Annotated in this window: 24 protein-coding genes, 1 rRNA gene and 1 pseudogene; 20 read left to right on the plus strand and 6 right to left on the minus strand. The window is 69.2% G+C overall.

The features are described 5' to 3' along the window. Positions 1 to 20: 20 nt before the first annotated feature. On the plus strand, positions 21 to 200 hold the full coding sequence (locus ACZ6Z4_RS32480; protein WP_465573422.1) for a hypothetical protein: 180 nt from the start codon (positions 21 to 23) through the stop codon (positions 198 to 200). Here ACZ6Z4_RS32480 and ACZ6Z4_RS32485 read toward each other — a convergent pair. Beyond that, positions 161 to 307, minus strand: a pseudogene (locus ACZ6Z4_RS32485) (MerR family DNA-binding transcriptional regulator); the annotation flags it as partial. The gene ACZ6Z4_RS32480 and the pseudogene ACZ6Z4_RS32485 sit on opposite strands and share 40 nt — an antisense overlap. Before the next feature lie 76 nt (positions 308 to 383). Between ACZ6Z4_RS32485 and ACZ6Z4_RS32490 the strand changes: the two are divergent. Next, complete coding sequence (locus ACZ6Z4_RS32490; RefSeq protein ID WP_465573326.1) at positions 384 to 1,343, plus strand: DUF3800 domain-containing protein; 960 nt, start codon at positions 384 to 386, stop codon at positions 1,341 to 1,343. On the opposite strand, the gene ACZ6Z4_RS32495 is transcribed toward ACZ6Z4_RS32490, so the two are convergent. Beyond that, positions 1,329 to 2,102, minus strand: a complete 774-nt coding sequence (locus ACZ6Z4_RS32495; RefSeq protein WP_465573329.1) for an SGNH/GDSL hydrolase family protein — start codon at positions 2,100 to 2,102, stop codon at positions 1,329 to 1,331. The two genes, ACZ6Z4_RS32490 and ACZ6Z4_RS32495, sit on opposite strands and share 15 nt — an antisense overlap. 63 nt (positions 2,103 to 2,165) lie before the next feature. Beyond that, positions 2,166 to 4,262, minus strand: coding sequence for a glycogen debranching protein GlgX (glgX, locus tag ACZ6Z4_RS32500; RefSeq protein ID WP_465573334.1), 2,097 nt, complete (start codon positions 4,260 to 4,262; stop codon positions 2,166 to 2,168). 154 nt (positions 4,263 to 4,416) lie between these two features. Here glgX and ACZ6Z4_RS32505 point away from each other — a divergent pair, with 154 nt between their 5' ends. Genes ACZ6Z4_RS32505 through ACZ6Z4_RS32525 form a run of 5 tightly spaced genes read left to right on the plus strand, consistent with a single transcriptional unit; the run spans position 4,417 to position 9,485 of the window. Continuing rightward, the gene (locus ACZ6Z4_RS32505; RefSeq protein ID WP_465573337.1) at positions 4,417 to 5,706 is read left to right on the plus strand and encodes an ABC transporter substrate-binding protein; all 1,290 of its coding nucleotides are present in this window, start codon (positions 4,417 to 4,419) and stop codon (positions 5,704 to 5,706) included. Further along, positions 5,703 to 6,584, plus strand: coding sequence for a carbohydrate ABC transporter permease (locus ACZ6Z4_RS32510; RefSeq protein WP_465573340.1), 882 nt, complete (start codon positions 5,703 to 5,705; stop codon positions 6,582 to 6,584). Before ACZ6Z4_RS32505 ends, ACZ6Z4_RS32510 begins: the two co-directional genes overlap by 4 nt. Then, positions 6,577 to 7,416 carry a carbohydrate ABC transporter permease gene (locus ACZ6Z4_RS32515; RefSeq protein ID WP_465573343.1) on the plus strand — a complete coding sequence of 280 codons (840 nt, stop codon included), beginning with the start codon at positions 6,577 to 6,579 and terminating at the stop codon, positions 7,414 to 7,416. Before ACZ6Z4_RS32510 ends, ACZ6Z4_RS32515 begins: the two co-directional genes overlap by 8 nt. Positions 7,417 to 7,425: 9 nt before the next feature. Next, on the plus strand, positions 7,426 to 8,445 hold the full coding sequence (locus ACZ6Z4_RS32520) for a Gfo/Idh/MocA family protein (RefSeq protein WP_465573346.1): 1,020 nt from the start codon (positions 7,426 to 7,428) through the stop codon (positions 8,443 to 8,445). Continuing rightward, complete coding sequence (locus ACZ6Z4_RS32525; protein ID WP_465573351.1) at positions 8,442 to 9,485, plus strand: Gfo/Idh/MocA family protein; 1,044 nt, start codon at positions 8,442 to 8,444, stop codon at positions 9,483 to 9,485. The genes ACZ6Z4_RS32520 and ACZ6Z4_RS32525 overlap by 4 nt, the downstream gene beginning before the upstream one ends. Before the next feature lie 97 nt (positions 9,486 to 9,582). Here ACZ6Z4_RS32525 and ACZ6Z4_RS32530 read toward each other — a convergent pair whose 3' ends face one another. Beyond that, positions 9,583 to 10,218 carry a GntR family transcriptional regulator gene (locus tag ACZ6Z4_RS32530; RefSeq protein WP_465573355.1) on the minus strand — a complete coding sequence of 212 codons (636 nt, stop codon included), beginning with the start codon at positions 10,216 to 10,218 and terminating at the stop codon, positions 9,583 to 9,585. Positions 10,219 to 10,430: 212 nt separating this feature from the next. Between ACZ6Z4_RS32530 and ACZ6Z4_RS32535 the strand changes: the two genes are divergently transcribed. From ACZ6Z4_RS32535 to ACZ6Z4_RS32580, 10 genes are all read left to right on the plus strand, one after another. Then, complete coding sequence (locus ACZ6Z4_RS32535; RefSeq protein ID WP_465573360.1) at positions 10,431 to 11,459, plus strand: ABC transporter substrate-binding protein; 1,029 nt, start codon at positions 10,431 to 10,433, stop codon at positions 11,457 to 11,459. Next, positions 11,456 to 12,409: an ABC transporter substrate-binding protein gene (locus ACZ6Z4_RS32540; RefSeq protein ID WP_465573365.1), complete on the plus strand. Its 954-nt coding sequence runs from the start codon at positions 11,456 to 11,458 to the stop codon at positions 12,407 to 12,409. Before ACZ6Z4_RS32535 ends, ACZ6Z4_RS32540 begins: the two co-directional genes overlap by 4 nt. Further along, the gene (locus tag ACZ6Z4_RS32545; protein ID WP_465573367.1) at positions 12,399 to 13,241 is read left to right on the plus strand and encodes an amidohydrolase family protein; all 843 of its coding nucleotides are present in this window, start codon (positions 12,399 to 12,401) and stop codon (positions 13,239 to 13,241) included. The genes ACZ6Z4_RS32540 and ACZ6Z4_RS32545 overlap by 11 nt, the downstream gene beginning before the upstream one ends. Beyond that, positions 13,238 to 14,083, plus strand: coding sequence for a hypothetical protein (locus tag ACZ6Z4_RS32550; RefSeq protein WP_465573369.1), 846 nt, complete (start codon positions 13,238 to 13,240; stop codon positions 14,081 to 14,083). Before ACZ6Z4_RS32545 ends, ACZ6Z4_RS32550 begins: the two co-directional genes overlap by 4 nt. Next, entirely contained in the window at positions 14,080 to 14,883 is an 804-nt protein-coding gene (locus ACZ6Z4_RS32555; protein ID WP_465573371.1) for an ABC transporter ATP-binding protein, read from the plus strand. Before ACZ6Z4_RS32550 ends, ACZ6Z4_RS32555 begins: the two co-directional genes overlap by 4 nt. Beyond that, entirely contained in the window at positions 14,870 to 15,703 is an 834-nt protein-coding gene (locus ACZ6Z4_RS32560; protein ID WP_465573373.1) for an ABC transporter permease, read from the plus strand. The genes ACZ6Z4_RS32555 and ACZ6Z4_RS32560 overlap by 14 nt, the downstream gene beginning before the upstream one ends. Positions 15,704 to 15,790: 87 nt before the next feature. After that, complete coding sequence (locus ACZ6Z4_RS32565; RefSeq protein ID WP_465573376.1) at positions 15,791 to 16,570, plus strand: enoyl-CoA hydratase-related protein; 780 nt, start codon at positions 15,791 to 15,793, stop codon at positions 16,568 to 16,570. 1 nt (position 16,571) lies between these two features. Then, on the plus strand, positions 16,572 to 17,519 hold the full coding sequence (locus tag ACZ6Z4_RS32570) for a class I SAM-dependent methyltransferase (protein WP_465573380.1): 948 nt from the start codon (positions 16,572 to 16,574) through the stop codon (positions 17,517 to 17,519). A gap of 11 nt (positions 17,520 to 17,530) precedes the next feature. Then, positions 17,531 to 18,400, plus strand: coding sequence for an acyltransferase (locus ACZ6Z4_RS32575; protein ID WP_465573384.1), 870 nt, complete (start codon positions 17,531 to 17,533; stop codon positions 18,398 to 18,400). Then, positions 18,393 to 19,400 (plus strand): hypothetical protein, encoded by a 1,008-nt coding sequence (locus ACZ6Z4_RS32580; RefSeq protein ID WP_465573388.1) that lies wholly within the window; start codon positions 18,393 to 18,395, stop codon positions 19,398 to 19,400. The genes ACZ6Z4_RS32575 and ACZ6Z4_RS32580 overlap by 8 nt, the downstream gene beginning before the upstream one ends. A 123-nt stretch (positions 19,401 to 19,523) precedes the next feature. On the opposite strand, the gene ACZ6Z4_RS32585 is transcribed toward ACZ6Z4_RS32580, so the two are convergent. Next, positions 19,524 to 20,786 (minus strand): delta-60 repeat domain-containing protein, encoded by a 1,263-nt coding sequence (locus ACZ6Z4_RS32585; RefSeq protein ID WP_465573391.1) that lies wholly within the window; start codon positions 20,784 to 20,786, stop codon positions 19,524 to 19,526. Between the two features lie 137 nt (positions 20,787 to 20,923). Beyond that, complete coding sequence (locus ACZ6Z4_RS32590; RefSeq protein WP_465573394.1) at positions 20,924 to 21,661, minus strand: class I SAM-dependent methyltransferase; 738 nt, start codon at positions 21,659 to 21,661, stop codon at positions 20,924 to 20,926. Positions 21,662 to 21,767: 106 nt separating this feature from the next. Between ACZ6Z4_RS32590 and ACZ6Z4_RS32595 the strand changes: the two genes are divergently transcribed. From ACZ6Z4_RS32595 to ACZ6Z4_RS32605, 3 genes are all read left to right on the plus strand, one after another. Further along, on the plus strand, positions 21,768 to 22,550 hold the full coding sequence (locus tag ACZ6Z4_RS32595) for an electron transfer flavoprotein subunit beta/FixA family protein (protein ID WP_465573397.1): 783 nt from the start codon (positions 21,768 to 21,770) through the stop codon (positions 22,548 to 22,550). Between the two features lie 14 nt (positions 22,551 to 22,564). Then, the gene (locus ACZ6Z4_RS32600; RefSeq protein ID WP_363664497.1) at positions 22,565 to 23,512 is read left to right on the plus strand and encodes an electron transfer flavoprotein subunit alpha/FixB family protein; all 948 of its coding nucleotides are present in this window, start codon (positions 22,565 to 22,567) and stop codon (positions 23,510 to 23,512) included. Between the two features lie 506 nt (positions 23,513 to 24,018). After that, positions 24,019 to 24,104: ribosomal RNA gene (locus ACZ6Z4_RS32605) — 16S ribosomal RNA — on the plus strand; the annotation flags it as partial.

Below are 24,104 nucleotides of genomic sequence, written 5' to 3' on the forward strand. Positions count from 1 at the left end.
GGCCGCGCAGGTAGAGGACGGTGGCCTGCCGCGACTCGGTGGTCGCCTGCTCGGCGGCCCACCAGCGGTCCAGCCGGACCAGCGCCTGCTCGTCGCTACCTGCCAGCACCTCGGCGATGGTGGCCAGCGGCATCTCCACCTGCCGGAGCATGCTGATCCGCCGGGCGCGCTCCAGCTGCTCCTCGTCGTACCGGCGGTAGCCGCTGGCATCGACCTGAGCCGGCGGCAGCAGCCCCGACACGTCGTACAGGCGCAGAGCCTTCTGAGAGAGCCCGGACCGGCGGCCGAACTCGCTGATGGTCAGCATGGGGGTACTCAACACCCTGCCCCAGGGGCAGAGTAAATACCTGGCCAGATGCGCGAGCCCGGTCGATCATGGGGTGATGTCCGTCGAGCCGGTCTGGTCAGGACTCGTCGAGGTCGCTTGCGACGAGTCCGGTTTCTCGGGGACCAATCTGCTCGACCCGGACACCCGGGTGTTCACCCACGCGAGCGTTCGGATCGGGCCGGGGGAGGCCCGTCGGGCGGTGGAGGAGCTGCGGGAGCGGTCGCGGTTCGTCGCGGGGGAGTACAAGTCGGCGCGGCTGTTCAAGCAGCGGCCGGCGCTGACCTGGCTGCTCGGTCCGGAGGGGCCGCTGCTCGGGCGGTCCGCCGTACAGCTGACGGACAAGTACTACCTGCTCTCCGGCCGCCTCACCGCACTCTTCACCAACGGCCTCGACTACCGGACCGGTACCAGCCTGGACCCGCACGACCCGGCGACTGCTCTGGCGCTGCACCGGCGCGGCCCAGTGCACGGCGACATCTGGTGGACGCTGCTCCAGAGCTTCATCGATCTGCTCCGCTCCAAGAACCGCACCATGTACGACGAGCGCACCGACGACTTCCTGGCGGTGGCTGCCGAGTTCACCCCGCTGGAGCCGGGCGTGCCCATCAGTCGCGCGCCGCTGGAGGCCCTGCGGGACCGGCTCTTCGACGACCGCACGCTGCTGCCGCCGCTCGAGGTGCTGATCCCCGCACTCGTCGAGACCACCCAGTACTGGTACGCCGACGGCAACGCGATCTCGATGGTCCACGACGAGCAGAGCGCGCTGACGCCGTACCGGATCGACCAGGTCGACCTGCTGATGGACCACGCGCCGCTCGACTTCCGGCAGACCGACTCACGGACGGACCCGCGGGTGCAGCTCGCCGACCTCCTGGCTGGCTCCGCCCGCCAGATCGCCACGGCGGAACTCAACGGTCAGGGCGATCCCGCGCTGACCGCGTTGCTCAAGCCCTACCTGACTCCGCACCCCATCTGGGCAGACGCAGCGAGCTGGGCGCGGCTACGGCCGCTGTAGGTGCACAGCAGGCAGTGCTGCCCGCAGCGCGTCGGCATGCTGCCGGTAGCCGAAGTTGTTCGGATGGAAGTTGTCAGCCGCCAGCAGCCCACGCCACGGCGGCCGCGCGTACCGGGAGACCTCAGCAACCGGTAGACCGCGCTCCAACGCAGCAGAGCCGATCAGCTGGTTGACGCTGGTCACGTACGGGCTGATAGCTCCGCCGACCCGCCAGAAACGGTCCGGCACGGTCAGGTCCATCACCACCGACGAGGAAGGCAGCCGACCGATCACCTGACGCAGGTGGTCGCGGAAGCGCTTCGGCGGCGTACCGAGGACGTCGTTGGTGCCGATGCCACAGGTGACGAGCGCCGGCTGCAGCCCATCCATCAGCGGTAGCTGGTCGTTCAGCACATGCTTCGTCTGCGCACCGGAGCGCGAGAGGTTCAGCACCCGCCACGGCGTACCGGTGGAGCGCAGCGCGCGCAGCACCTGCCCGACGTACCCGTGCTGCGGAGAGGACGCGCCGAGACCCTGGGCGGTCGAGTCGCCGAGCACCACCCAGAGCGGTCCGTCGGCAGCGAGGGCCTGCTCGTTCTGGCGGTTCCAGTACTCCGCGTAGGTGCGCGCCTGGACGTCGACGTACGCCACACCGTCGCACCAGCGGCGGAACGCCAGCCGCGAGCTGGAGCGCTCGGCCTCGCCCCACCGGGTCACTGCGCGGTGCAGCGCGCCGATGGGCGTGGTTCGTTCGCGGGCCTCACGGCGCAACAAGAACATTGGTCCCCCCTCGCGTGAACAGCAGGTGACCAACGAAGATACGGCGCGAAGGTTAACAACCCATCAGAGTGCGCGAAGCAGGACCACGCAGCGCGGCGCGAGCGGCACCCGCGCCCCCGCCTCGACCTCGGTGACACCCGACCCCGACGTGTCCACGACGACCTCGTACCCCGGCGCCCAGGAGGCATCCGGGACCACGACCTCGCGCGCGTCGGCGGTCGCGTTGAGCACCAGCAGGAACGAGTTGTCGGTCAGAACGTTGCCCTCGGCATCGGTGCCCCGGAGAGCGTCACCGGCCAGGAACATCCCGATCGTGCGCAGGTTCCCGTCGTGCCAGTCGTTCTCGGTCATCTCGCCGCCGTGCGGAGCGATCCAGGACAGGTCCTTGCGGCCGCCAGCGACCACGGGCTGCCCGGAGAAGTAGTGCCACTGGCGCAGCGCCGGGTGCGCGGCCCGCAGCGCGAGCAGCTGCTTGGTCAGCCCGAGGTGCTCCGACCAGGCCGACGGCAGCGTCCAGTCGAACCAGGAGATCTCGCTGTCCTGGCAGTAGGCGTTGTTGTTCCCGTACTGCGTCCGCCCGCACTCGTCCCCGGCAGTGATCATCGGTACGCCGGTCGACAGCACCAGCGTCGTCATCAGATTCGCCATCTGCCGCTTCCGCAGGGCGATCACGCCGGCGTCGTCGGTCTCGCCCTCGACCCCGCAGTTCCAGGACCGGTTGTCGTCGGTGCCGTCGCGGTTGTCCTCGCGGTTGGCCTCGTTGTGCTTGTGGTCGTAGGAGACCAGGTCGCGCAGCGTGAAGCCGTCGTGGGCGGTGACGAAGTTGATCGAGGCGTACGGGTAGCGCCCGTCGTCGCCGTACAGGTCGCTGGAGCCGGACAGCCGGTAGGCCAGGTCCTGTACGCCGTACGACGAGGTGCGCCAGACGTCGCGGACCGAGTCGCGGAACTTCCCGTTCCACTCCGACCACGGCGTCCCGAAGTTGCCGACCTGGTAGCCGAACGGGCCGACGTCCCAGGGCTCGGAGATCAGCTTGACCCGGCCGAGCACCGGGTCGGCGGCCACCTCGGCCAGGAACGGGTGGTCGACGGTGTCGACCTCGTGCCGCTCGTTGCGGATCAGCGTCACGGCCAGGTCGAAGCGGAACCCGTCGACGCCCATCTCCTCGACCCAGTAGCGCAGCGAGTCCATCACCAGCCGGCGGACCTGCGGGTGCGAGGTGTCGACCGAGTTGCCGGTGCCGGTCACGTCGTACGTGACGCCGCCGTGGGTGAGCCGGTAGTAGGCCCGGTTGTCGATCCCGCGGAAGCTCAGCGTCGGGCCGTCGAAACCGCCCTCGGCGGTGTGGTTGTAGACGACGTCCAGGATCACCTCGATGCCGGCGGCGTGGAACGCGGCGACCATCGCCTTGAACTCGGCGACCTGCTCGCCGGCCGAGCCGGCCGACGAGAACGGGCCGTGCGGGGCGAAGTAGTTCAGCGTGTTGTAGCCCCAGTAGTTCGGCAGGCCGCGGGCCGCGATCGCCGGCTCGGTGAGGAACTGGTGGATCGGCAGCAGCTCGACCGAGGTGACGCCGAGCTCGGTCAGATAGTTGATCACGGACGGGTGCGCCAGACCGGCGTACGTGCCGCGCTCGTGCTCCGGTACGTCGGGGTGCAGCTTGGTGAAGCCCTTGGTGTGCAGCTCGTAGATGACCGTCTCGCTCCACGGGACCGGGCGGCTGATCGGCGGCGGCGGAGCGCCGTCCGCGACCACCACGCCGACCGGGACGTGCCCGGCCGAGTCGCCGTCGGAGGAGTCGTAGATCAGCGGGCTGGCGAAGTCGAGGTCGCCGTCGACGGCCCGCGCGTAGGGGTCGAGCAGCAGCTTCGACGGGTGGAAGCGCAGCCCGTGCGACGGGTCGAACGGGCCGTGGACGCGGTAGCCGTACCGCTGACCGTGCCCGATCCCGGGCACGAACCCCGTCCAGTACTCACCCGTGTGGGCCAGGTCGAGGTTGCGCTGGGCACCGTCCGGGCCGAGCAGCGCGAGCTCGACGCGCTCGGCGGCCGGGGCCCAGAGCGTGAACGTGGTGCCGTCGGTGTGCACCTGCGCGCCGAGCCGGACGTCCGGGTCGAGGGCAGGGCCGAGCTCGTTCGGGGCGGCGGTGGCTTCGGTCACCGGCACATTCTGCCCATGACGTGTCAAAGAGGTGTACAACGGGCAAGAGTTGTCTCTAGCGATGTTGGTAGTGTTCATGAAAGGCTGTTGTGAACACCCATGCGCAGTGTTGGTAAGATTTTACCACTCGAGCCTGGAGCCGAGGAGAAAAACCATGCGAATCTCAGCCCTGGTGGCCGGCGTCGTTCTGGCCGCCACCACACTCACCGCCTGCGGGGGCGGCTCCGGCACCGACGCCGGTGACGCCAAGGTCCCCGACGACCCCGCCCAGGTGAAGGGCGATCTCACCTACGCGATCTGGGACGTCAACCAGCAGCCCGCGATGCAGGAGCTGGTCAAGGCGTTCAACGCGAAGTACCCGAACGTGAAGGTGTCGATCTCGCTGGCCACCTTCGACCAGTACTTCACCAAGCTGAAGACCCAGGGCTCCTCGGACAACCTGCCCGACGTGTTCTGGATGAACGGCCCGAACATCCAGCTGTTCGCGTCCAACAAGCAGCTGGCCCCGCTGGACGGCCTGATCGAGGGCAAGCAGGTCGACCCGGCCAACTACCCGAAGGCCCTGGACGACCTCTACTCCTGGGACGGCAAGCAGTACGGCGTCCCGAAGGACTTCGACACGATCGCCTTCTGGTACAACAAGAAGCTGTTCGCCGAGGCCAAGGTCGCCGAGCCGACCGCCGACTGGACCTGGGACGACTACAAGGCCGCCGCGGCGAAGCTGAAGGCCGCGCTCGGCCCGAAGGGCATCTGGGCCAGCGGTGACGAACTGGGCAACCAGGGCAACTACTACCCGGCGATCATGAGCAACGGCGGCTACGTGATCAAGGACGGCAAGTCCGGGTACGGCGACCCGAAGTCGATCGAGGGCCTGCAGTTCTGGTCCGACATGGTGAAGTCCGGCTACACCCCGACCGCGGCGCAGAACGCCGAGACCCCGGGCCGCGAGCGCTTCTTCAGCGGCAAGGCCGCGATGATGTGGAACGGCAACTGGCTGGTCTCGATGGCGCTCAAGTCGCCGGTCAAGAACGACCTGGCCATCCTGCCGTTGCCGAAGGCCCCGAACGGCGAGCGCAAGACGCCGATCCACGGGCTGGCCAACGTGATGAGCGCCAAGTCGAAGAACCCGCAGGCCGCGGCGGCGTTCCTGGCCTTTCTCGGCGGCAAGGACGCCGCGCTGATCCAGGCCAAGGCCGGCGCCGCCAACCCGGCGTTCAACGGCACCCAGACCGACTTCGTGAACTCCGCGCCGTACGCGCTGAAGACGTTCATCGACGCGGCCGCGGAGTACTCCGAGCCGTACCCGGTGAGCAAGGACACCTCGGTCTGGAACAAGCTCGAGACCGACGAGATCGCGCCGGCCTTCGGCGGTGACAAGCCGATGTCCGAGGTCGGGCCCGCGGTCGCGGCGAAGATGGACGAGGCGCTGGGCAAGGAGAAGTGAAGGCGCGGCGGGCCGACGGCGGGTGGCCCTGGCTGTTCGTCCTGCCGACCTTTCTCGGTGTCGGGGTCTTCTACCTGTGGCCGTTGCTGAAGACCCTGTACGACAGCTTCACCGAGACCGGGCCGTTCGGCGGCAGCGAGTGGGTCGGGGCCGCGAACTACAGCACCCTCGTCGCCGACGGAGAGGTCTACCGGGCGATCGTGAACACGGTCGTCTACACCGCGATCGTGCTGCTCGGGATCCCGCTGGCCGTGCTGTTCGCGAGCCTGCTGAACCGTCCCGGGCTGCGCGGCGCGATGGTCTACCGGACCCTGTTCTTCCTGCCGTACGTCGCACTGCCGACCGCGATCTCGCTGGTCTGGCGGATCATCTACAACGGCGAGTACGGCGTCCTGAACCAGGCCCTGAAGCTGGTCGGCATCGACGGTCCGTCCTGGATCACCGAGCAGTGGTTCGCGCTGGTCGCGGTCGCGCTGCTCGGGTTGTGGATGTCGATCGGTTTCAACATGATCGTGCTGTCGGCCGGGCTGAAGGGCATCCCGGGCGAGCTGTACGAGGCGGCGTCGCTGGACGGCGCCTCGCGGTTCCAGCAGTTCCGCTCGGTCACGGTGCCGCTGCTGACGCCGTCGATCTTCTTCCTGTCGGTCGTCACGACGATCGCCGGCTTCCAGCTGTTCGACCAGCTGTTCGCGCTGCTCGGGCCGACCAACCCGGTGATGCCGAAGACCCAGTCGCTGGTCTTCCTGTTCTACGACGCGGCCTTCGTCGGCAACGACCGCGGGTACGCCGCGGCCGTCGCGGTCCTGATCCTGGCCGTGGTCGGGCTGCTGACGCTGTTCCAGTTCCGTCTCCAGCGCCGGTGGGTGAGCTATGACTAAGCGCGACAACACACAACGCCTCGGCAGCAACCGGCTCGCCCACGTCGTCCTGGCGCTGGGCAGCCTGGTGATGATGTTCCCGTTCCTGTGGCAGCTGAAGATGGCGTTTTCCAGCCAGGCCGAGATCCAGTCGGTGCCGCCGGACGTGTTCCCGGCCAAGCTGGAGTGGAGCAACTTCTCCGAGGTGTTCCAGCGGCTGCCGTTCCTGGACCAGTTCTGGGTCTCGGTGGCGGTCACCGCCGGCCGGACGATCGGTCAGCTGGTGCTCTGCTCGATGGCCGGGTACGCGTTCGCCCGGATGTCGTTCCGGTTCAAGGGGCTGATGCTGGCGCTGATCCTGTCCATCCTGATGGTGCCGAGCCAGGTGTACCTGATCCCGCAGTACCAGATCATCCAGTCGCTGGGCTGGCTGGACTCGATTCAGGGGATCATCGCGCCGGGCATCTTCAGTGCCTTCGGCACCTTCCTGATGATGCAGTTCTTCCGGACCATCCCGGCCGAGCTGGAGGAGGCGGCCCGGCTGGACGGCTGCAACCCGTGGCAGACGTTCTGGAAGGTCGTCCTGCCGGTCGCGCGGCCCGGGCTGATCTCGCTGGCGATCATCACCGTGCTCGCATCGTGGGCAGATCTGCTGTGGCCGTTGGTCATTGCGACAAGTCCTGACAAAATGCCGCTGTCGGTCGGCCTGGCCACGCTGGCCGGCTACCAGGGCACCATCTCGCCCGGCGTCCTGATGGCCGCCGCGCTGATGGCGATGGCCCCCGTCCTGATCCTCTTCGTCGTACTGCAGCGTCGCGTCGTCGAAGGTATTGCCTTCTCCGGTCTCAAGTAAGGAAAGCTGATGGTTGATCTCACCGGCCTGACGGTCGGACTGGTGGGCGCGGGCAACATCGCCCACGTCCACGTCGAGGCCTGGAAGGCGCTCGGCGCGCGCGTCCTGGTCCACTCCGTCGACGGCGCCGACGAGCTGGCGGCCCAGTACGGGCTGGAGGTCGCGGGCACGCTCGACGAGCTGCTGGCCGCGGTCGAGTTCGTCGACGTCGTCACCCCGTCGGCGACCCACCACGAGGTCACGCTGGCCGCGATCAAGGCCGGCCGTGACGTCATCTGCGAGAAGCCGCTGACGCTGACCGCCGCGGCGTCGCACGAGCTGTCCACGGCCGCGGCCGCTGCCGGTGTGAAGCTCTACCCGGCGCACGTGGTCCGCTTCTTCCCGGCGTACCAGGCCGCGTACGACGCGGTGCGGGCGGGCCGGATCGGCCAGGTCGCCGTGGCGCGCTTCTCCCGGCAGGCGAGCTCGCCGGCCGGCAAGGGCTGGTACCGCGACGTCGCCCGCTCCGGCGGCGTGATCATGGACCTGATGGTCCACGACCTCGACCAGGCCCGGTGGCTGTGCGGCGAGGTCGAGAGCGTGTACGCCGTACAGAGCCCGCCGTCGGTCGACGGGATCTCCCCGGTCAACGTCGCGGCGCACGTGACGCTGACCCACTCCGGTGGCGCGATCAGCCACCTGCGGGCGACCTGGGGAGCCCCGGGGACGCCGTTCAAGACCACCTTCGCGATCGCCGGCGCGACCGGCCAGTTGCACTTCTCGTCGGCCGACGACACCGGGTACGCCGAGGAGCTGCAGGACGGCGGCTCGGCCGGCGACCTGCTGATCCCCGCGAACACGCTCGGCGAGAGCCCGTACCTGACCCAGCTGCGCGAGTTCGCCGTCGCCCTGCGCGGCGGGGCGGAACCGCGCGTCGACGCCGCCGACGGCGCGGCGGCGGTCTACCTGGCCGAAGCCGCCCGGGCCTCGATGGAGACCGGGCGCACGATCGACATGAAGAGCTTCGACCCGGCGGGAGTGGCCCGATGAGCCTCAAGGTTGCGATCGCTTCGTTCGCGCACACGCACGCGTCGTCGTACTGCTCGCTGCTGGCCGGCCTGCCGGACGTCGAGGTGCTGTCGTCCGACCCGGACGGCGCCTCCGCGCCGGACGCCGGCCTGCGCGGTGCGGCGTTCGCGGCCGACCACGGCATCGCGTACGTCGACTCCTACGACGAACTGTTCGCCTGGGGCCCGGACGCGGTCGTGGTGACCAGCGAGAACGCGCTGCACCGGCCGCTGGTCGAGCGGGCCGCGGCGGCCGGCGCGCACGTGCTCTGCGAGAAGCCGCTGGCCACCGAGGTCGCCGACGGCGAGGCGATGCTGGCCGCCTGTGCGGCGGCCGGGACGATCCTGATGGTCGCCTACCCGGTGCGCTTCGCGCCGTCGTACGGGCGGCTGCGGGCGTCGGTCGAGGCGGGACGGCTCGGCGACGTGTTCGCGGTGCTGGGGACCAACAACGGGAAGATCCCGTACGACCAGCGCCAGTGGTTCACCGACGCGAAGCTGGCCGGTGGGGGAGCGCTGGTCGACCACACCGTCCACTGCGCCGACCTGATCGACGGTCTGACCGGTGGCGTCGAGGCGGCGCGGGTGCACGCGGCCGCCAACCACGTGCTGCACCAGGACAAGGACGTGGCCGTCGAGACCGGCGGTCTGGTCACCATCACCTACGCCAACGGGCTGCTGGCCACCATCGACTGCTCCTGGAGCATGCCGGACAACGGCCCGACCTGGGGTGGCGTGACGCTGCAGGTGACCGGCACCAACGGTTCGGTGGAGATCGCGCCGTTCGAGGAGCACGTCGGTGGCACCGACCTGTCGGGTGAGGTCTACCTGGGCATCGGCGGCAACCTGGACGCCGCGATGGTCGGGGAGTTCCTCTCGGCGGTCCGCGCCTCCGGCCCGGCGGTCGCCGGGCAGCAGCCGGCCGTCGTACCGCAGCCGGACGGAGCGGTCGGCCTGCGCACCCTCCGGATCGTCGACGCGGCCCGCCGCTCGGTAGCGGCAGGCCAGCCCGTCGACCTCTGACCACCTCGGGGCGGAGGTGGACGCGGGGTGGGAGCTGTGCTCCCACCCCGCTCAACGCCCAGCGCTGCCCCTCTGCTTTCCCTTCTCTTCCCCCCGCTCAGGTCCTCTGCGCCGCTGAGGTCAAGTGGGCGATCACGTCACTCAAGTGCTCGGTCATCGCCGCCGCAGCCGCCGTACTGTCCCGCTCGGCGATCGCCGCGATGATCCGCAAGTGAGCCTCCAGCGACGTCTCCGGCCGCCGCGGCAGCAACGTCATCCGGAAGTGATGCCGGATGTTCAGCACCCGCAGCCGCTCGATGATCGTCGTCGCCGTCCGCTGACCGCTCAGCTCCCGGATCAGCCGGTGCAGCGCGTCGTCGAGCTCGGCGTACGTCATCGTGTCCCCGGCCTCGACCGCCTGCCGCATCCGTTCACCCAGCCCGGTCAGCTCGGCGACACCCTCGTCGGTGATCCGCGCGGCGGCCTTGCCCGCGCACAGTGACTCCAGCGCCATCCGCGCCTCGGTCACCTCGATCGCCTCCTCCAGCGACAGCGTCCGCACCCGCGACCCGCGCTGCGGGATCCGCTCGACCAGTCCCTCCGCCGACAAGTCGAGCAGCGCCGCCCGGACACCGCTGCGTACCACGCCGTACTGCTCGGCCAGGTCGGCCTCGACCAGCCGCTGCCCGGGCGCCAGCCGGCCGCTCGCGATGTCCTGCCGGACCGCGTCCCGGACGTGCTCCTGCCCGGCCATGCCGTTCAGGGGGCTCTTCTCCAGCGTGTTCTTCTGCGTTCTCGGAATGACCGTCCTCCTCCGTCCACGGCGCCGTGCGCCGGCTCCAGTCTGGCAGCAGGAGAAAGTGTAGACGAAAATGTTGACATTATTGTCAACAGATTCCTAGGATCCCGGACATCAGCCCTCGCCCCCGGGCCCCCTGGTAGGACCGACGCATCGGAGAACGACCAATGTCCAAGGGAATCCCCGACCTTCTCGCCGCCCCGTCCCGCCGTACCGTGCTGAAGCTCGGATCGCTCGCCGCGCTGGCCGGGCTGACCGGCTGCGGCAGCGACGCCGCCGCCGGCGGCGGCAGGTCGGTGACGATCGTCAACACCAGCTCGAACAGCACGCTGGTCCTGCAGGAGCTGCTGCAGAGCCAGAACTACTTCGGCACCGTCGAGCTGACCGCCAAGACCCAGAACGTTTCCGACGGCTCCAAGCTGATCGCCAGCCTCCTCAACGGCAGCAACGACCTGACCCTGCTGTCCGGCTTCGGCCAGGTGCTGCCGGCGATCGAGAAGGGCGCCAAGCTCAAGGTCGTCTCCGGCTCCGGCCTGCTGCTGGCGCACGCCGTGTACTCCAAGCACGTCGACATCACCAAGGCCGAGGACCTGGTCGGCAAGACGATCGGCACCGGCCCGGTCGGGGCCCTGCTGCACCAGATCATGGTCGCCTACCTGGCCAAGTACGGGATCAACGCCGACCAGGTGAAGTTCGTCAACATCGGCTCCAGCGCGGACGTCTTCAAGGCGATCGTGGCCGGCAAGGTCGACGCCGGGCCGTCGCTGGTCGACGTCTACGACCAGCAGGACAAGTACGGCGTGCACGCGGTCGCCGAGCTGTGGAACGAGCTGCCGGAGTACACCTACCAGGGCGCCTACACCTCGGACGCGGCGATCGGGAAGCGCCGCGACAACCTGGTCCGGGGGCTGGCGGCGTACGCGAAGCTGTTCCGCTACATCTCCTCGCCGGAGTCCAAGGACGCCTACCTGAAGGCCTACCGCAAGGCGGTGCCGAGCGGCGACGACACCGAGGCCGGGTCGCTGTGGACCTTCGCCCAGCACCCGGGCGCGTACGCCGTCGACCTGGCGCTGGACGAGACCCGGCTGAACTACATGCAGGAGCTCAACGTCGCGCAGGGCGTCCAGTCCAAGGTGCTGCCGTTCGACCAGGTGGCCGACATGTCGCTGGCGGCCGACGCGGTGAAGATGCTGTGAGGCTCCGGGTCGCACTGGGCCGCTACGGCCACACCGAAGACCTGCTCGACGGCCGCGTCCTGGTGGACGGCTGCACGCTGGACCCGGTCGAGTTCACGTCGATGATCCCGGCGTACCGGCGGATGGTCCGGTCGGTCGAGTTCGACGTCTGCGAGCTGGCGCCGACGACGTACCTGATCGCTCGCGCGCTCGGAGCACCGTACGTCGCCCTGCCGGTGTTCCTGAGCCGGCGCTTCCACCACGAGGGCTTCGTGGTCCGCGACGGCGCCGGGATCGGCCGCCCGACCGACCTGCACGGCCGGCCGGTCGGCGTCCGTGCGTACTCGGTCACCAGCGCGGTCTGGACCCGCGGCGTGCTGCAGGACGAGTACGGCGTGGACCCGGCGCTGGTGAACTGGGTGGTCGACGACGACGAGCACGTCGAGTCGCTGGTGCTGCCGCCGAACGTCACCCGGCCAGGGCCGAAGCTGGCCGACCTGTTCAACCAGGGCGAGCTCGACGCGGTCTTCACCCGAGGCGCTGGTGTCGGGCAGCCCGCGGTGACGCTCAGCAGGAGCTTCCACGAGCTGCTGCTCGACGGAGAGACGCTGGCGGCCGACTGGTACCGGCGTACGGGCATCTACCCGCTGCACGGCGTGGTGGTAGTCCGGGAGTCGCTGCTGGAGGACAACCCCTGGCTGGCGAGCGCACTGCTGCAGGCCTTCCAGGACGCTCGCTCCAACTACCTGCACCGGCTCGGCAGCCCTTCAGCCAGTACGCCGGAAGACCTGCGCTACCAGCGCCTCGCCGAGATCGTCGGCAACCCGCTGCCGTACGGCCGGGTCGCCAACCAGGCCTCGATCGAGGCACTGATCAGCTACTCGCGCCGCCAGGGCCTGATCCCGGCGGACGTCTCCGCCGACCTGTTCTTCCCCGAACCAGTCACCTCTGGAGATCGCCGTGTCCATTGATTCGCACTGTCACGTGATCGCGGTCGACCGCGACCGCTACCCGCGCAACCCGCTCGGCGGGGTGGAGTCGGGCTGGTCGCAGGAGCGGCCGGTCGGCGCCAAGGAGCTGGTCGCGGCCATGGACGAGGCCGGCATCAGCCGGGCCGTCGTGGTGCAGGCTTCGACGGCGTACGGGCATGACAACAGCTACGTGGCCGACTCGGTCGACCAGTACCCGGACCGGTTCGCCGGGGTGTTCTCGGTGGACATGCTGGCTCCAGATGCACCAGCGCAGCTTGCCCACTGGGTCTCCCGGGGGCTGCAGGGCGCTCGGCTGTTCACCACCGGCAGCACGATGCCCGGCCAGGCCTCCTGGCTGGCGGACCCGCGGTCGTACCCGGCCTGGTCCTGGGCGGAGGCGCACGGGCTACCGCTGTGCGTGCAGATGCGGCCCGAGGGCATCCCGGCGCTCCGGGAGCTGCTGGAGCGCTTCCCGCGCGCCACTGTCGTGCTGGACCACGCGGCGCGGCCTGACCTGAGCAGCGGGCCGCCGTACGACGCTGCGCTGGGGCTGTTCGAGCTGGCGGCGTACGAGGGAGTGGTGCTGAAGCTGTCCGAGCGCACGCTGGTCTCGGCGACGAAGGCACCGGCGGACCCGGAGACGTTCCTCGGCCGGCTGGTCCTGGACTTCGGCGCGGACCGGCTGATGTGGGGCTCGAACTACCCGGCGGCCGAGGACGACCTGCCGACGCTGCACGCGCGCAGTCAGCAGATCCTCGACTTCCTGCCGGCCGACGTCCGCCACCAGATCTTCACCGGTACGGCGGACCGCCTGTACCCGGTCGTCGGATGAGAGCCGTGCTGGCGGACTACCCGCACGTCCAGGCGCTGAAGGACGGCCGGGTCGACGGACCGCCGCTGGAGTTCACCGAGGTCGACCCGGTGCACCGGGCGTTCGCGGCGATGGTCCGCGAGCAGGCGTACGACGTGTGCGAGATGGCGATCGTCACCTACCTGCAGGCGCGGGCGGAGGACAAGCCGCTGCTCCTGCTGCCGGTCGTGCTGCGATCGCGGTTCCAGCACGACCACATCGTCTGCCGGGCGGACGACCCGCTGGAGCCGGCGGGGTTGGCGGGCAAGCGCATCGGCGTACGGACTTATGCGCAGACGACCGGCGTCTGGTTGCGCGGCATCCTGTCCGACGAGTACGGCGTACCGCTGGACCAGGTGCGGTGGGTCAGCATCGAGGACGGCCACCTCGCCGAGTACGCCGATCCGCCGCAGGTCGAGCGGGCGCCGGAGGGCTCGAAGCTGATCGCGATGCTGCTGGCCGGCGAGCTGGACGCCGTGATCATGGGCAACGACCTGCCCGACGACCCGCGGCTGCGGCCGCTGATCCCGGACGCCAAGGCTGCGGCCAGGGCCTGGTACGAGCGGCGTCGCGCCGTACCGATCAACCACATGGTGGTGATCCGCTCCGCGCTGGCCGGGCAGTACGACGCGCTGACCCGGATGTTCGTCGAGGCCAAGCTGCTCGCCGGGCCGCCCGCCGACATCGACCTGACCCCGGTCGGGATCGAGGCCAACACCCCGGCACTCGAGCTGATCACCCGTTACGCCCACGAGCAGGGGCTGATCCCGCGCCCGCTCACCGTTGCCGAGCTGTTCGCCGCGCCGAGAGGAAACGTTTCATGATCGAAGCACCGGAGAAGTTACGGGTCGAGGGGCTGGCCAAGACGTTCCAGTCCGGCCGCAGGGCGAGCGCCCAAACCGTGCTGCGCGGGCTGTCGTTCGGCGTCGCCGAGGGCGAGTTCGTCACGCTGATCGGCGAGAGCGGCTGCGGCAAGACCACCGTGCTGCGGATCGTCCAGGGCCTGCTCGGCCAGGACGAGGGCCAGGTCGTTGTCGACGGCAACGTCGTCTCGGGACCCGGCCGGGACCGCGGGCTGGTCTTCCAGCAGGCCAACCTGCTGCCGTGGAGGACCGCTCGCCGCAACGTGGAGTTCGGTCTGGAGCTGCAGGGGCTGTCCCGGACGCAGCGGGCGGACCGAGCCACTGAGCTGCTCGACCTGGTTGGGCTGAGCGGTTTCGCCGACCACTACCCGCACCAGATGTCCGGTGGCATGCAGCAACGGATCGGGCTCGCTCGTGCGCTGGCCATCGACCCCGCCGTACTGCTGATGGACGAGCCGTTCAGCGCGCTGGACGCGCAGACCCGCGAGGTCCTGCAGAAGGAACTGCTGCGGATCCACGGCGAGACCCGCAAGACGGTGCTCTTCGTCACCCACGACCTGGACGAGGCGCTCTACCTGAGCGACCGGGTGATGATCCTGGCGGCCAACCCGGGCCGGGTGAAGCAGATCATCGACATCCCCTTCGAGCGGCCGCGGGCGGAGCTGACCGAGCTCCGCGGCCTCCCGGAGTTCCAGGAGCTGCGCAGCCAGGTCTGGCAGCTGATCCGTTCGACCGGTGGGAGCACCGATGTCCAGGACTGAAGTCCAGCCCGTTGCGATCGCCCGGGTCACGCAGGAGGAGCCGGTGGTCGACCAGCACGCGCGCAACCGGCGCAGGTACCGGTTGATCCGGTCGGTGTCGATCGTCGTCGTACTGGCCGCTTGGGAGCTGGTCGGGCGGCAGATCGACCCGCTGTTCATGTCGTACCCGAGTGCGGTGCTGCAGGCGGCGTACAAGCTGACTGCGAGCGGTGAGCTGCCGTCGGCGCTCGCCAGCAGCCTGCTGACGCTGGCGCTGGGCTTCGCCATCGCGGCGGTGCTCGGCGTGGTGGCCGGTCTGCTGATCGGCCGGTACAAGACCGTCGAGGTGGCGACCGACTGGCTGGTGAACGCGCTCTACGCGACGCCGCTGGTGGCCGTCGTCCCGCTGGTGATCCTGTGGTTCGGGCTGGGCTTCGGCGCGAAGCTGTTCGTGGTGGTGCTGCTGGCGATCTTCCCGATCCTGATCAACACCGCCAGCGGCGTCCGGAACGTGCCACCCGCGCTGATCGACGTCGGCGCCGGGTTCGCCGCCACCGAGTGGCAGGTGTTCACCAAGGTGATCCTGCCCGCGTCGCTGCCGTACACGATGACCGGGCTGCGGCTCGGCGTCGGCCGGGCGATCATCGGCATGGTGGTGGCCGAGTTCTTCACCGCCATCACCGGGCTCGGCGCGCTGGTGATCAAGTACGGCAACCAGTTCGACACCGCCTCGATGCTGGTCCCGGTCCTCGTGCTGATGCTGCTCGGCGTCGGGCTGACCGCGGGGCTCAAGCAGGCCGAGGCCCGGATCGCGCCGTGGAAGGAGGACGAGCACAACTGACCCCTCCGCGACCTGATACCACTGGTCGTCCGGTACGGTGCCGTGGATGTGACCCGCGGGTAGTACCACGACTGGAGGAGCGAGGCGATGGGCGAGTTCGTCAACCTGACGGTGGCCGACGGGGTCGGCACGATCCGGCTGGACCGGCCGAAGATGAACGCGCTGAACGTCCAGGTCCAGGAGGAGATCCGGGCCGCCGCCGAGGAAGCGGCCGCCGACGACGCGGTCCGCGCGGTGGTGATCTACGGCGGCGAGAAGGTCTTCGCCGCCGGCGCGGACATCAAGGAGATGGCGGACATGTCGTACGCCGACATGGTCCGCCGCTCCGGCCCGCTGCAGTCGTCACTGTCCGCGGTCGCCGCGATCCCGAAGCCGACGGTGGCCGCGATCACCGGGTACGCGCTCGGCGGCGGCTGCGAGCTCGCCCTGTGCGCCGACTACCGGATCGCCGCCGACGACGCCAAGCTCGGCCAGCCGGAGATCCTGCTCGGGATCATCCCCGGCGCCGGCGGCACCCAGCGGCTGTCCCGCCTGGTCGGCCCGTCGAAGGCCAAGGACCTGATCTACACCGGCCGCTTCGTCTCCGCCGAGGAGTCGTTGCGAATCGGGCTGGTGGACAAGGTCGTTCCGGCCGCTGAGGTCTATTCTTCGGCCGTCGCCTGGGCCTCGCAGTTCTCGGCTGCCGCCGCGCTCGCGCTGCGCGCCGCGAAGGAGTCGATCGACGCCGGGCTCGGCGTCGACCTGCACACCGGGCTGGAGATCGAGCGCCGGCAGTTCGCCGGCCTGTTCGCCACCGAGGACCGCGCGATCGGGATGAAGTCCTTCGTCGAGAACGGCCCTGGTAAGGCCGAGTTCAAGGGAATCTGAGATGACCACCTCTGCTGAGAAGCCTGCCGCCACCGCCGAAGAAGTGGAGGCGGCCTGGAACGACAACAAGCTGGCCCAGGTGCTGTACCACGACTGGGAAGCCTCGACGTACGACGAGAAGTGGTCCATCTCGTACGACGAACGCTGCGTCAGCTACGCCCGCGACCGGTTCACCGCGATCGCCGGTGCCGACGGCTGGCCGTACGGCAAGTCGCTCGAGATCGGCGCCGGGACCGGCTTCTTCACGCTCAACCTGAAGCTGGCCGGTGTCCTGGCCGAGGCGCACGTCACCGACCTGTCCCCGGGCATGGTCGAGGCGGCCAAGAAGAACGCGGCCACGCTCGGCTTCGAGGTCGAGGGCAAGGTCGCCGACGCCGAGAAGCTCCCGTACGACGACGACACCTTCGACCTGGTGATCGGGCACGCGGTGATCCACCACATTCCCGACGTCGAGCTGGCGTTCCGCGAGATGCTGCGGGTGCTCAAGCCGGGCGGCCGCTTCGTGATCTGCGGCGAGCCGACCCGGTACGGCGACTTCGTGGCCCGGCGGCTGTCCCGGTTCACCTGGTGGGCGACCACGAACCTGACCAAGCTTCCGGCGCTGTCGGACTGGCGGCGCCCGCAGGCCGAGCTCGACGAGTCCTCGCGCGCGGCCGCGCTGGAGGCCGTCGTGGACCTGCACACGTTCGACCCCGACACGCTGGCCCGGACGGCGACGCGGGCCGGTGCGGCCGAGGTGAAGACGGTGACCGAGGAGCTGACCGCCGCGTGGGTCGGCTGGCCGATCCGGACCTTCGAGGCCGCCGTACCGGAGCAGAAGCTCGGGTTCGGGTGGCGGATGTTCGCGTACAAGTCGTGGCTGCAGCTGTCGAAGGTGGACAAGGTGCTCGCGCAGGTTGTGCCCGACGAGTTGTACTACAACGTGTCCATCACCGGGGTCGCGGAGTAGATACTGGCCTGATGCGGTTGCTGTCGTACTCGAACCTGCGCTGGGTGGTCCGCCACCGGGCGTGGACGCCGTACTACCTGAAGCGCTACTGGCGGTTCGCCTGGTTCAAGCTGCGGCACCCGCAGGTGGTCACCGAGGGATTCGTCTTCCTCGGCAAGAAGCTGGAGATCGTCGCCCGGCCGGGCCACGGCCGGATCGTGCTCGGCAAGTGGGTGCACCTGGGCGACGAGACCCGGCTGCGGGCACACGAGGGCACGCTGCGGATCGGCGACAAGGTGGTGTTCGCCCGCGACGTCACGGTGAACTGCTACCTGGACGTCGAGATCGGCGCCTCCACACTGATCGCGGACTGGACCTACATCTGCGACTTCGACCACAAGACCGACGACCTCGACCTGCCGATCAAGGACCAGGGCCTGGTCAAGTCGCCGGTCCGGATCGGCCCGGACTGCTGGCTGGCCACCAAGGTCACCGTCACCCGCGGCACCGACATCGGCCGCGGCGCGGTGGTCGGCGCCAACAGTGTTGCCCGCGGCAACATTCCGGAGTACGCGGTGGCGGTCGGCGTACCGGCTGTGGTCGTGCGCGACCGGGTCAGCCGGTACGCCGCGGACGCGGAGCGGCGGGCCTATCTGGACGGGCTGGCGCGGGAGAACGAGCAGATGGCGGCGCGGCTGCGGGCTGGTGCGAGTGGTACGGAAGGTACCGGTGGTGCGGAAATCCCGCCCGTGCCCGGCGTGGCGGGTGGTGTGGACGGCACCGGGGTGGGTAACCGTACTGCTACGGCTGGTGAGCCGGTGGACGCCGAGGGGTTCTCAAGTTACTCACCAGTCGGGCAGTATGTCCCGGAAGTCGTCGGAGAGGAGTCCCCGCGTGGTTGACCAGACAGGCGCCGCACGCCTGTCCGCGGACGCGGTGACCCCTGCTGCCGACGTACGGACGGCGCTCGACCAGGCGGCGGCCGACGGCTCGATCACGCAGGCCCGCTACCGCGCGGTCGACCCGGTGCCGATCGTGACCGACGGGCCCGGCGTCGCTACGTTGGACAGTACGGACCAGCGCCCGCTGGGCGTACGGCGGCGGTTGTCGCCCCGCCCGGTCCCGGGCAACCGGCGGAAGCGGCCGCCGGCACAGGTGGCGGACGAGGAACCGACCCCGGCTGAGGAGATGGACGACGTGGGTACTCACGACGACAAGGCGGCCAAGGCCACCGACGCCGAGCAGGTGACACCGGGCGCTGATCCCGGGAGCTCCGACGCCGGCAGCTCCGGAGTGACCGGTACCGGCGCGTCGGCCGGCTCCGGTCCGGCGGACGCCGCGACCGGCCGGGGCACGACGGCGACCAAGACCAAACCGCAGACCGCGGCCGAGATCGTCGCCGCCCAGAAGGCCCGCGAGGCCGAGGCGGCGGCGAAGGCGGCCGCGCCGAAGGCCGACGACACCGCGGCGACGTCGGTGATCACCCGGCATACCGGTGCCTCGGGCAACAAGCCGGGGGAGAACCCGCTGGCTGCTGCGCGGAAGGCGCGCGAGTCCTCCTCGTCGTCGTCCTCGGCTTCGGGCAAGGGCCGCGCGGCGATGTCGACCGTCGGCTCCGGCGTGAAGCGCCTGCGCAACCTGATCGCCTCGCTGGTCTGGCTGCTCGCCGTACTGGCGGCGGCGGTGCTTGCCCTGGGCGCGCTGTTCACCGCGCTCGACCAGGCCAACCAGAGCAACGAGATCGTCCGCTGGGTGCTCGAGCGCGGCCACGACCTGGTCGGCCCGTTCAAGGACCTGTTCCGGCTGGAGACCGCGAAGAACACCCTGCTGGTGAACTGGGGGATCGCCGCGCTGGTCTATCTGATCGTCGGCAAGATCATCGAGCGCTTCGTCCGCCCCTGACCCCACCACAACCTTCAAGTACCGGCCCCCGATCGGCGGCCGGTACTCGAGCGTCGCACCGGCAGCTTCAAGTACCGACCCTCGATCGATGGCCGGTACTCGAAAGCTGCTTGGCCGGTAGTCCTACGGCAGCGGCAGGAACGCCAGCCGCTCGTGCGTCTCCCCACCGATGTGCGTCGTGTCCGACCCGACCCAGAGCCCGGCCGCGGTGAGCAGCAGGTCGTACCCGCCGACCCCACGATCCTTGGTCGGGTTCCACGAGTACGCCAGCCCGTGGTTCGGGTTCAGCGAAGCGATCCCCGGCCGCGACACCGCCCCCGGACCGGCGAAGTCCGATCCACCCGGGTTGTTCATCCAGCGCTGGTGCCCCTGCACGTACACGGCGGCCCGGGTGACCTGCACCGAGAGCAACGTGTCGCCGCCGGTGTAGTTGGCCCACACCGGGTACGTCGTACGGGAGTCGTTGGCGTTCCAGCGGGACGCGGAGTCGCAGAGCCGCGTCTTGTCGTTGGGGAACCCGCCGCCGGTGGTGACGATCACGAAGAACGCGCCGTCGGGGGAGAAGTCGACGTCCCGGGTCCAGGTCGGGTGCGCGCTGTTGCAGGGCTTGTCGAACAGCGGGGAGTACCAGCCGCTGACGGTCGCCTTGGTGCCCAGGTTGATCAGCGCCGCGCGCTGCCGGGCCTGGCCGCCGACCGAGGTGAACGTGCCGACGATCGCCAGCCGGGTGCCGGCCGGGTTCGGCGCGAACCGGAAGACCTTCGTCTGGCCGGCCAGCTCACTCTGCGGCTTCCCGGTGATCGCGAGGTTGATGTAGCCGGTGTCTCCGCCGGTGGCCGGGTTCACCGCGACCAGCTTCTTGGCGAAGGTGCCGCCCATGATCAGCCGGCCCTTGACGATCGCCAGGTCGGTGACCGAGCCGCTCAGCTTCGCGTTGAACGCCGGGTCGACCGCGCCGGTGTACGGGTTGAGCTTCACGACGCCGGTGCGGGCGACGCCGTTGACGGAGTTGAAGTAGCCGCCGACCCACAGCGACTTGCCGTCGGTGGCCAGCGCCCAGACCTCGGAGTTGAAGGTGGCCTTGAACGCCGTCAGGCCGCCGGAGACCGGGTTGAACCCGAACAGCCGGTTGCGCGCGATGGTGGCGCTGTTGTTGTACGGCTTGACGCTGCTGAACTGCCCGCCGGCGAACATGATCCCGCCGAGCTGCAGCATCTTGTAGACCGCGCCGTCCTGCACCCGCGGGGTGAGGTCGGACGGGTTCGGTGACACGACGACGGTGTGCACCACCGGCGAACCGGCGGCCGGGCCGCCCGTGAAGACGGCCGCCAGCGCCGTCGCGCCGGCGGCGACCACGGCAGCGCCCACCAGCAAGAGTTTCTTCATGTGCTCTGGTCCCCCCACGGGATCTCGGCGGGCGCCACCAGGCGACCGCGGGTAGCAGACTGTGACACAAGGAAAGATGCGTCAGGAAGAGCCGTGGTTGTGGAAGACCGGCCGGTGTCCCAGATCGTGACCTTTGGTCACTCCGCGTGGTTGTCCGGTCTCCGCGCGACGACCACCAGGTCCAGGCACTCGTCGAGTCCGTCACGGCGCAGCTCGAAATCCGTGTGACGTGTCCCGGTGACCAGCTCCACCAACCCGGCGTCCCACTGCGGGTAATCGGTCTCGAGTTGCTTCTGAACGCAGTCGCCGTACTGCGACTCCCACGCTGTGAGGCATTCTCCGTGGTGCAGCCCGAGCACGTCGGTGATCTCCAGCTCCGGCTGGACGAGTGCCACCAGCTCGTCCGCCGTCAGCTCCCGTGTGTGGTACCAGTTGCCCGGCGGAAAGGTCAGCCGGTTGGGCGTCGTGAGCACCAGAGTCCCTGCCGGCGCGAGGATGCGGGCGCACTCGGCAACGAACCGCGGCTGCTCCCACAGGTGCTCGATCGTCTGCAGGCTGGTGACGAGCCCGAAGCTCTCGTCGGCGAACCCGGTCTGCACGAGATTGCCCTGGACCAGATTGAGCTGTGGATAAGCCTTCGCGGCGTGCCGAATGCTCGTACCTTCATAGTCGAGACCGAACACCTGCCGCGCGCCGCCGGCCCGCAGCAGCTCAGCGCCGTACCCCTCGCCGCACCCGGCGTCGAGGACCCGGCCGTTCGGCCTCGCCCAGTCCACGATCCAGCGGTAGGCCGCCTCGTGGCGCGCGAACCAGTAGTTCTCGTGCCAGATCCCCGGAGCGGTCCGCTCGCCGGTAAGAGGTAACGTCTCGGTCACCCGGTCAGCGTAACTGTGATGGGACTCGCACACCGCATATGTTTCTCGTGAGTAACATCCGTGGCAGGCTGGGAGAGACCGTTAACCAGAAGGGGTCCCACACGCTATGAAGATCGTCGTCTGCGCGAAGTTCGTGCCGGATGCCACCGCGGACCGCCGCTTCCGCTCCGAGGACAACACGGTGGACCGCGCCGGTGTCGACGGGCTGCTGTCCGAGCTGGACGAGTACGCCGTCGAGACCGCACTCACCGTCAAGGAGAACGGCGACGCCGAGGTGACCGTGCTCACGGTCGGGCCGGAACAGGCCGCCGACGCCGTGAAGAAGGGTCTGCAGATGGGCGCCGACGCCGGCGTCCACGTCCTCGACGACGCGATCCACGGCTCCGACGCCGTGGCGACCTCGCTGATCCTGGCCAAGGCGCTGGGCAAGCTCGAGGCCGACCTGGTCGTGTTCGGGATGGGTTCCACCGACGGTGGCATGGGTGTCGTCCCGGCGATGGTGGCCGAGCGGCTCGGGCTGCCGGCCGTCACGCTCGGTTCCGAGGTGACCGTCGACGGGTCCACGGTGAAGATCCGCCGTGACGGCGACACCGCCAGCGACACCGTCGAGGGCGCGCTGCCGCTGGTGCTGAGCGTCAGCGACCAGGCCAACGAGCCGCGGTACCCGTCGTTCAAGGGCATCATGGCGGCCAAGAAGAAGCCGGTCGAGACCTGGTCGCTGGCCGACCTGGAGCTGTCCGGCGACCAGGTGGGCCAGGCGTCGGCCTGGACCGAGGTCACCGAGGTGACCGCCCGTCCGGCGCGCACCGCCGGCACGATCGTCGCCGACGAGGACGGCAGCGGCGCTGCCCAGCTCGTCGAGTTCCTGTCCACCAACAAGTTCCTCTGAGGAGCGACCCGAATATGTCGAACGTTCTCGTTCTCGTCGACCACACCGGCGGCACGGTCCGCAAGACCACCGCGGAGCTCCTCACCATCGCCCGCCGTCTCGGCGAGCCGGTCGCGGTCTACATCGGCGAGGGGGTCCAGGACGCCCTCCCGGCCCTCGGCCAGTACGGCGCCACCAAGGTGATCGCCCTGACCGACCCGGAGCTCTCGCAGTACCTGGTCGCCCCGAAGGCGGAGGCGCTGCAGCAGGTCGCCGCCAAGGTGGAGCCGGCCGCGATCCTGATCTCGTCCAGCGCCGAGGGCAAGGAAATCGCCGCCCGGCTGGCGGTCAAGCTCGAGTCCGGCCTGATCACCGACGCCGTCGACGTGCAGGAGGGCCCGGTGACCACCCAGTCGGTGTTCGCCGGCAACTACACGGTCCAGGCCAAGGTCACCCACGGCACCCCGATCATCACGGTGAAGCCGAACGCGGCCACCCCCGAGGCGGCCGAGACGTCGCCGGAGGTAGAGGAGTTCGACGTGACGATCTCCGACGCCGCCAAGACGGCCCGGATCACCGACTCCAAGCCACGGGAGGCCACCGGCCGCCCGGAGCTCACCGAGGCCGCGATCATCGTCTCCGGCGGCCGGGGGACCGGCGGTGACTTCGGTCCCGTCGAAGCCTTCGCGGACTCTCTGGGCGCAGCTGTAGGCGCTTCCAGGGCCGCCGTGGACTCCGGGTGGTACCCGCACGCCTACCAGGTGGGCCAGACCGGCAAGACGGTGTCTCCGCAGCTGTACGTGGCGGCAGGCATCTCCGGCGCGATCCAGCACCGGGCCGGCATGCAGACCTCGAAGACCATCGTCGCGATCAACAAGGACGAGGAAGCGCCGATCTTCGAGCTGGTCGACTTCGGGGTGGTCGGAGACCTGCACAAGGTGCTCCCGACCGCGACCGAAGAGGTCACCAAGCGCAAGTCCTGACCTGCGTCGGGGCCCGTCAGCACCCCTCCTGGCGGGCCCCAACCCCCCGATTTGCATCTTCACCGTGAATGTCAGTAATGTTCTTCTTGTTGGAGCGAGTGCGGGACGCGAAAGCGGCCGGTCGCTCCGGACTCCCTGAAGGTTCCTGGTAGCCGAGACGCGCCTCGCGCGGGTTTGGGCCGCTGAGTCACGCAGGGAACTGGATCGAAAAGGGCCGATTTGACCGGGCCTGGTCGAAACAGTAAAGTTTGGCGGGTTGCCCCGGAGCTTCGGATGAAAGTCCGACAGCGCGGTGAGCGTCCGATTCTTGAGAACTCAACAGCGTGCCGAAAGTCAATGCCGAAATTTAGCATTAACCCCCATTCACAGGCCATGGTTCATGGTTTTGTGATTGGATTCCTTTGTAATTTTTCTGGATTCAAGTCAGTTTGATTTGTTTCTGATTGCATTGGATCGTTTTCTGTTTGTCTGTTTTCTGTGGTTCGCCACGGTTAAACATATAGATTTCAACGGAGAGTTTGATCCTGGCTCAGGACGAACGCTGGCGGCGTGCTTAACACATGCAAGTCGAGCGGTAAGGCCCTTCGGGGTA

The sequence above is a fragment of the Kribbella sp. NPDC104740 genome, from assembly GCF_055583505.1.

Coding starts and splice junctions, on each gene's coding strand:
- ACZ6Z4_RS32490 (WP_465573326.1), top strand. CDS start 384: ATGTCCGTCGAGCCGGTCTGGTCAGGACTCGTCGAGGTCGCTTGCGAC.
- ACZ6Z4_RS32495 (WP_465573329.1), bottom strand. CDS start 2,102: ATGTTCTTGTTGCGCCGTGAGGCCCGCGAACGAACCACGCCCATCGGC.
- ACZ6Z4_RS32505 (WP_465573337.1), top strand. CDS start 4,417: ATGCGAATCTCAGCCCTGGTGGCCGGCGTCGTTCTGGCCGCCACCACA.
- ACZ6Z4_RS32515 (WP_465573343.1), top strand. CDS start 6,577: ATGACTAAGCGCGACAACACACAACGCCTCGGCAGCAACCGGCTCGCC.
- ACZ6Z4_RS32520 (WP_465573346.1), top strand. CDS start 7,426: ATGGTTGATCTCACCGGCCTGACGGTCGGACTGGTGGGCGCGGGCAAC.
- ACZ6Z4_RS32525 (WP_465573351.1), top strand. CDS start 8,442: ATGAGCCTCAAGGTTGCGATCGCTTCGTTCGCGCACACGCACGCGTCG.
- ACZ6Z4_RS32530 (WP_465573355.1), bottom strand. CDS start 10,218: ATGGCCGGGCAGGAGCACGTCCGGGACGCGGTCCGGCAGGACATCGCG.
- ACZ6Z4_RS32535 (WP_465573360.1), top strand. CDS start 10,431: ATGTCCAAGGGAATCCCCGACCTTCTCGCCGCCCCGTCCCGCCGTACC.
- ACZ6Z4_RS32550 (WP_465573369.1), top strand. CDS start 13,238: ATGAGAGCCGTGCTGGCGGACTACCCGCACGTCCAGGCGCTGAAGGAC.
- ACZ6Z4_RS32555 (WP_465573371.1), top strand. CDS start 14,080: ATGATCGAAGCACCGGAGAAGTTACGGGTCGAGGGGCTGGCCAAGACG.
- ACZ6Z4_RS32560 (WP_465573373.1), top strand. CDS start 14,870: ATGTCCAGGACTGAAGTCCAGCCCGTTGCGATCGCCCGGGTCACGCAG.
- ACZ6Z4_RS32565 (WP_465573376.1), top strand. CDS start 15,791: ATGGGCGAGTTCGTCAACCTGACGGTGGCCGACGGGGTCGGCACGATC.
- ACZ6Z4_RS32570 (WP_465573380.1), top strand. CDS start 16,572: ATGACCACCTCTGCTGAGAAGCCTGCCGCCACCGCCGAAGAAGTGGAG.
- ACZ6Z4_RS32575 (WP_465573384.1), top strand. CDS start 17,531: ATGCGGTTGCTGTCGTACTCGAACCTGCGCTGGGTGGTCCGCCACCGG.
- ACZ6Z4_RS32585 (WP_465573391.1), bottom strand. CDS start 20,786: ATGAAGAAACTCTTGCTGGTGGGCGCTGCCGTGGTCGCCGCCGGCGCG.
- ACZ6Z4_RS32595 (WP_465573397.1), top strand. CDS start 21,768: ATGAAGATCGTCGTCTGCGCGAAGTTCGTGCCGGATGCCACCGCGGAC.
- ACZ6Z4_RS32600 (WP_363664497.1), top strand. CDS start 22,565: ATGTCGAACGTTCTCGTTCTCGTCGACCACACCGGCGGCACGGTCCGC.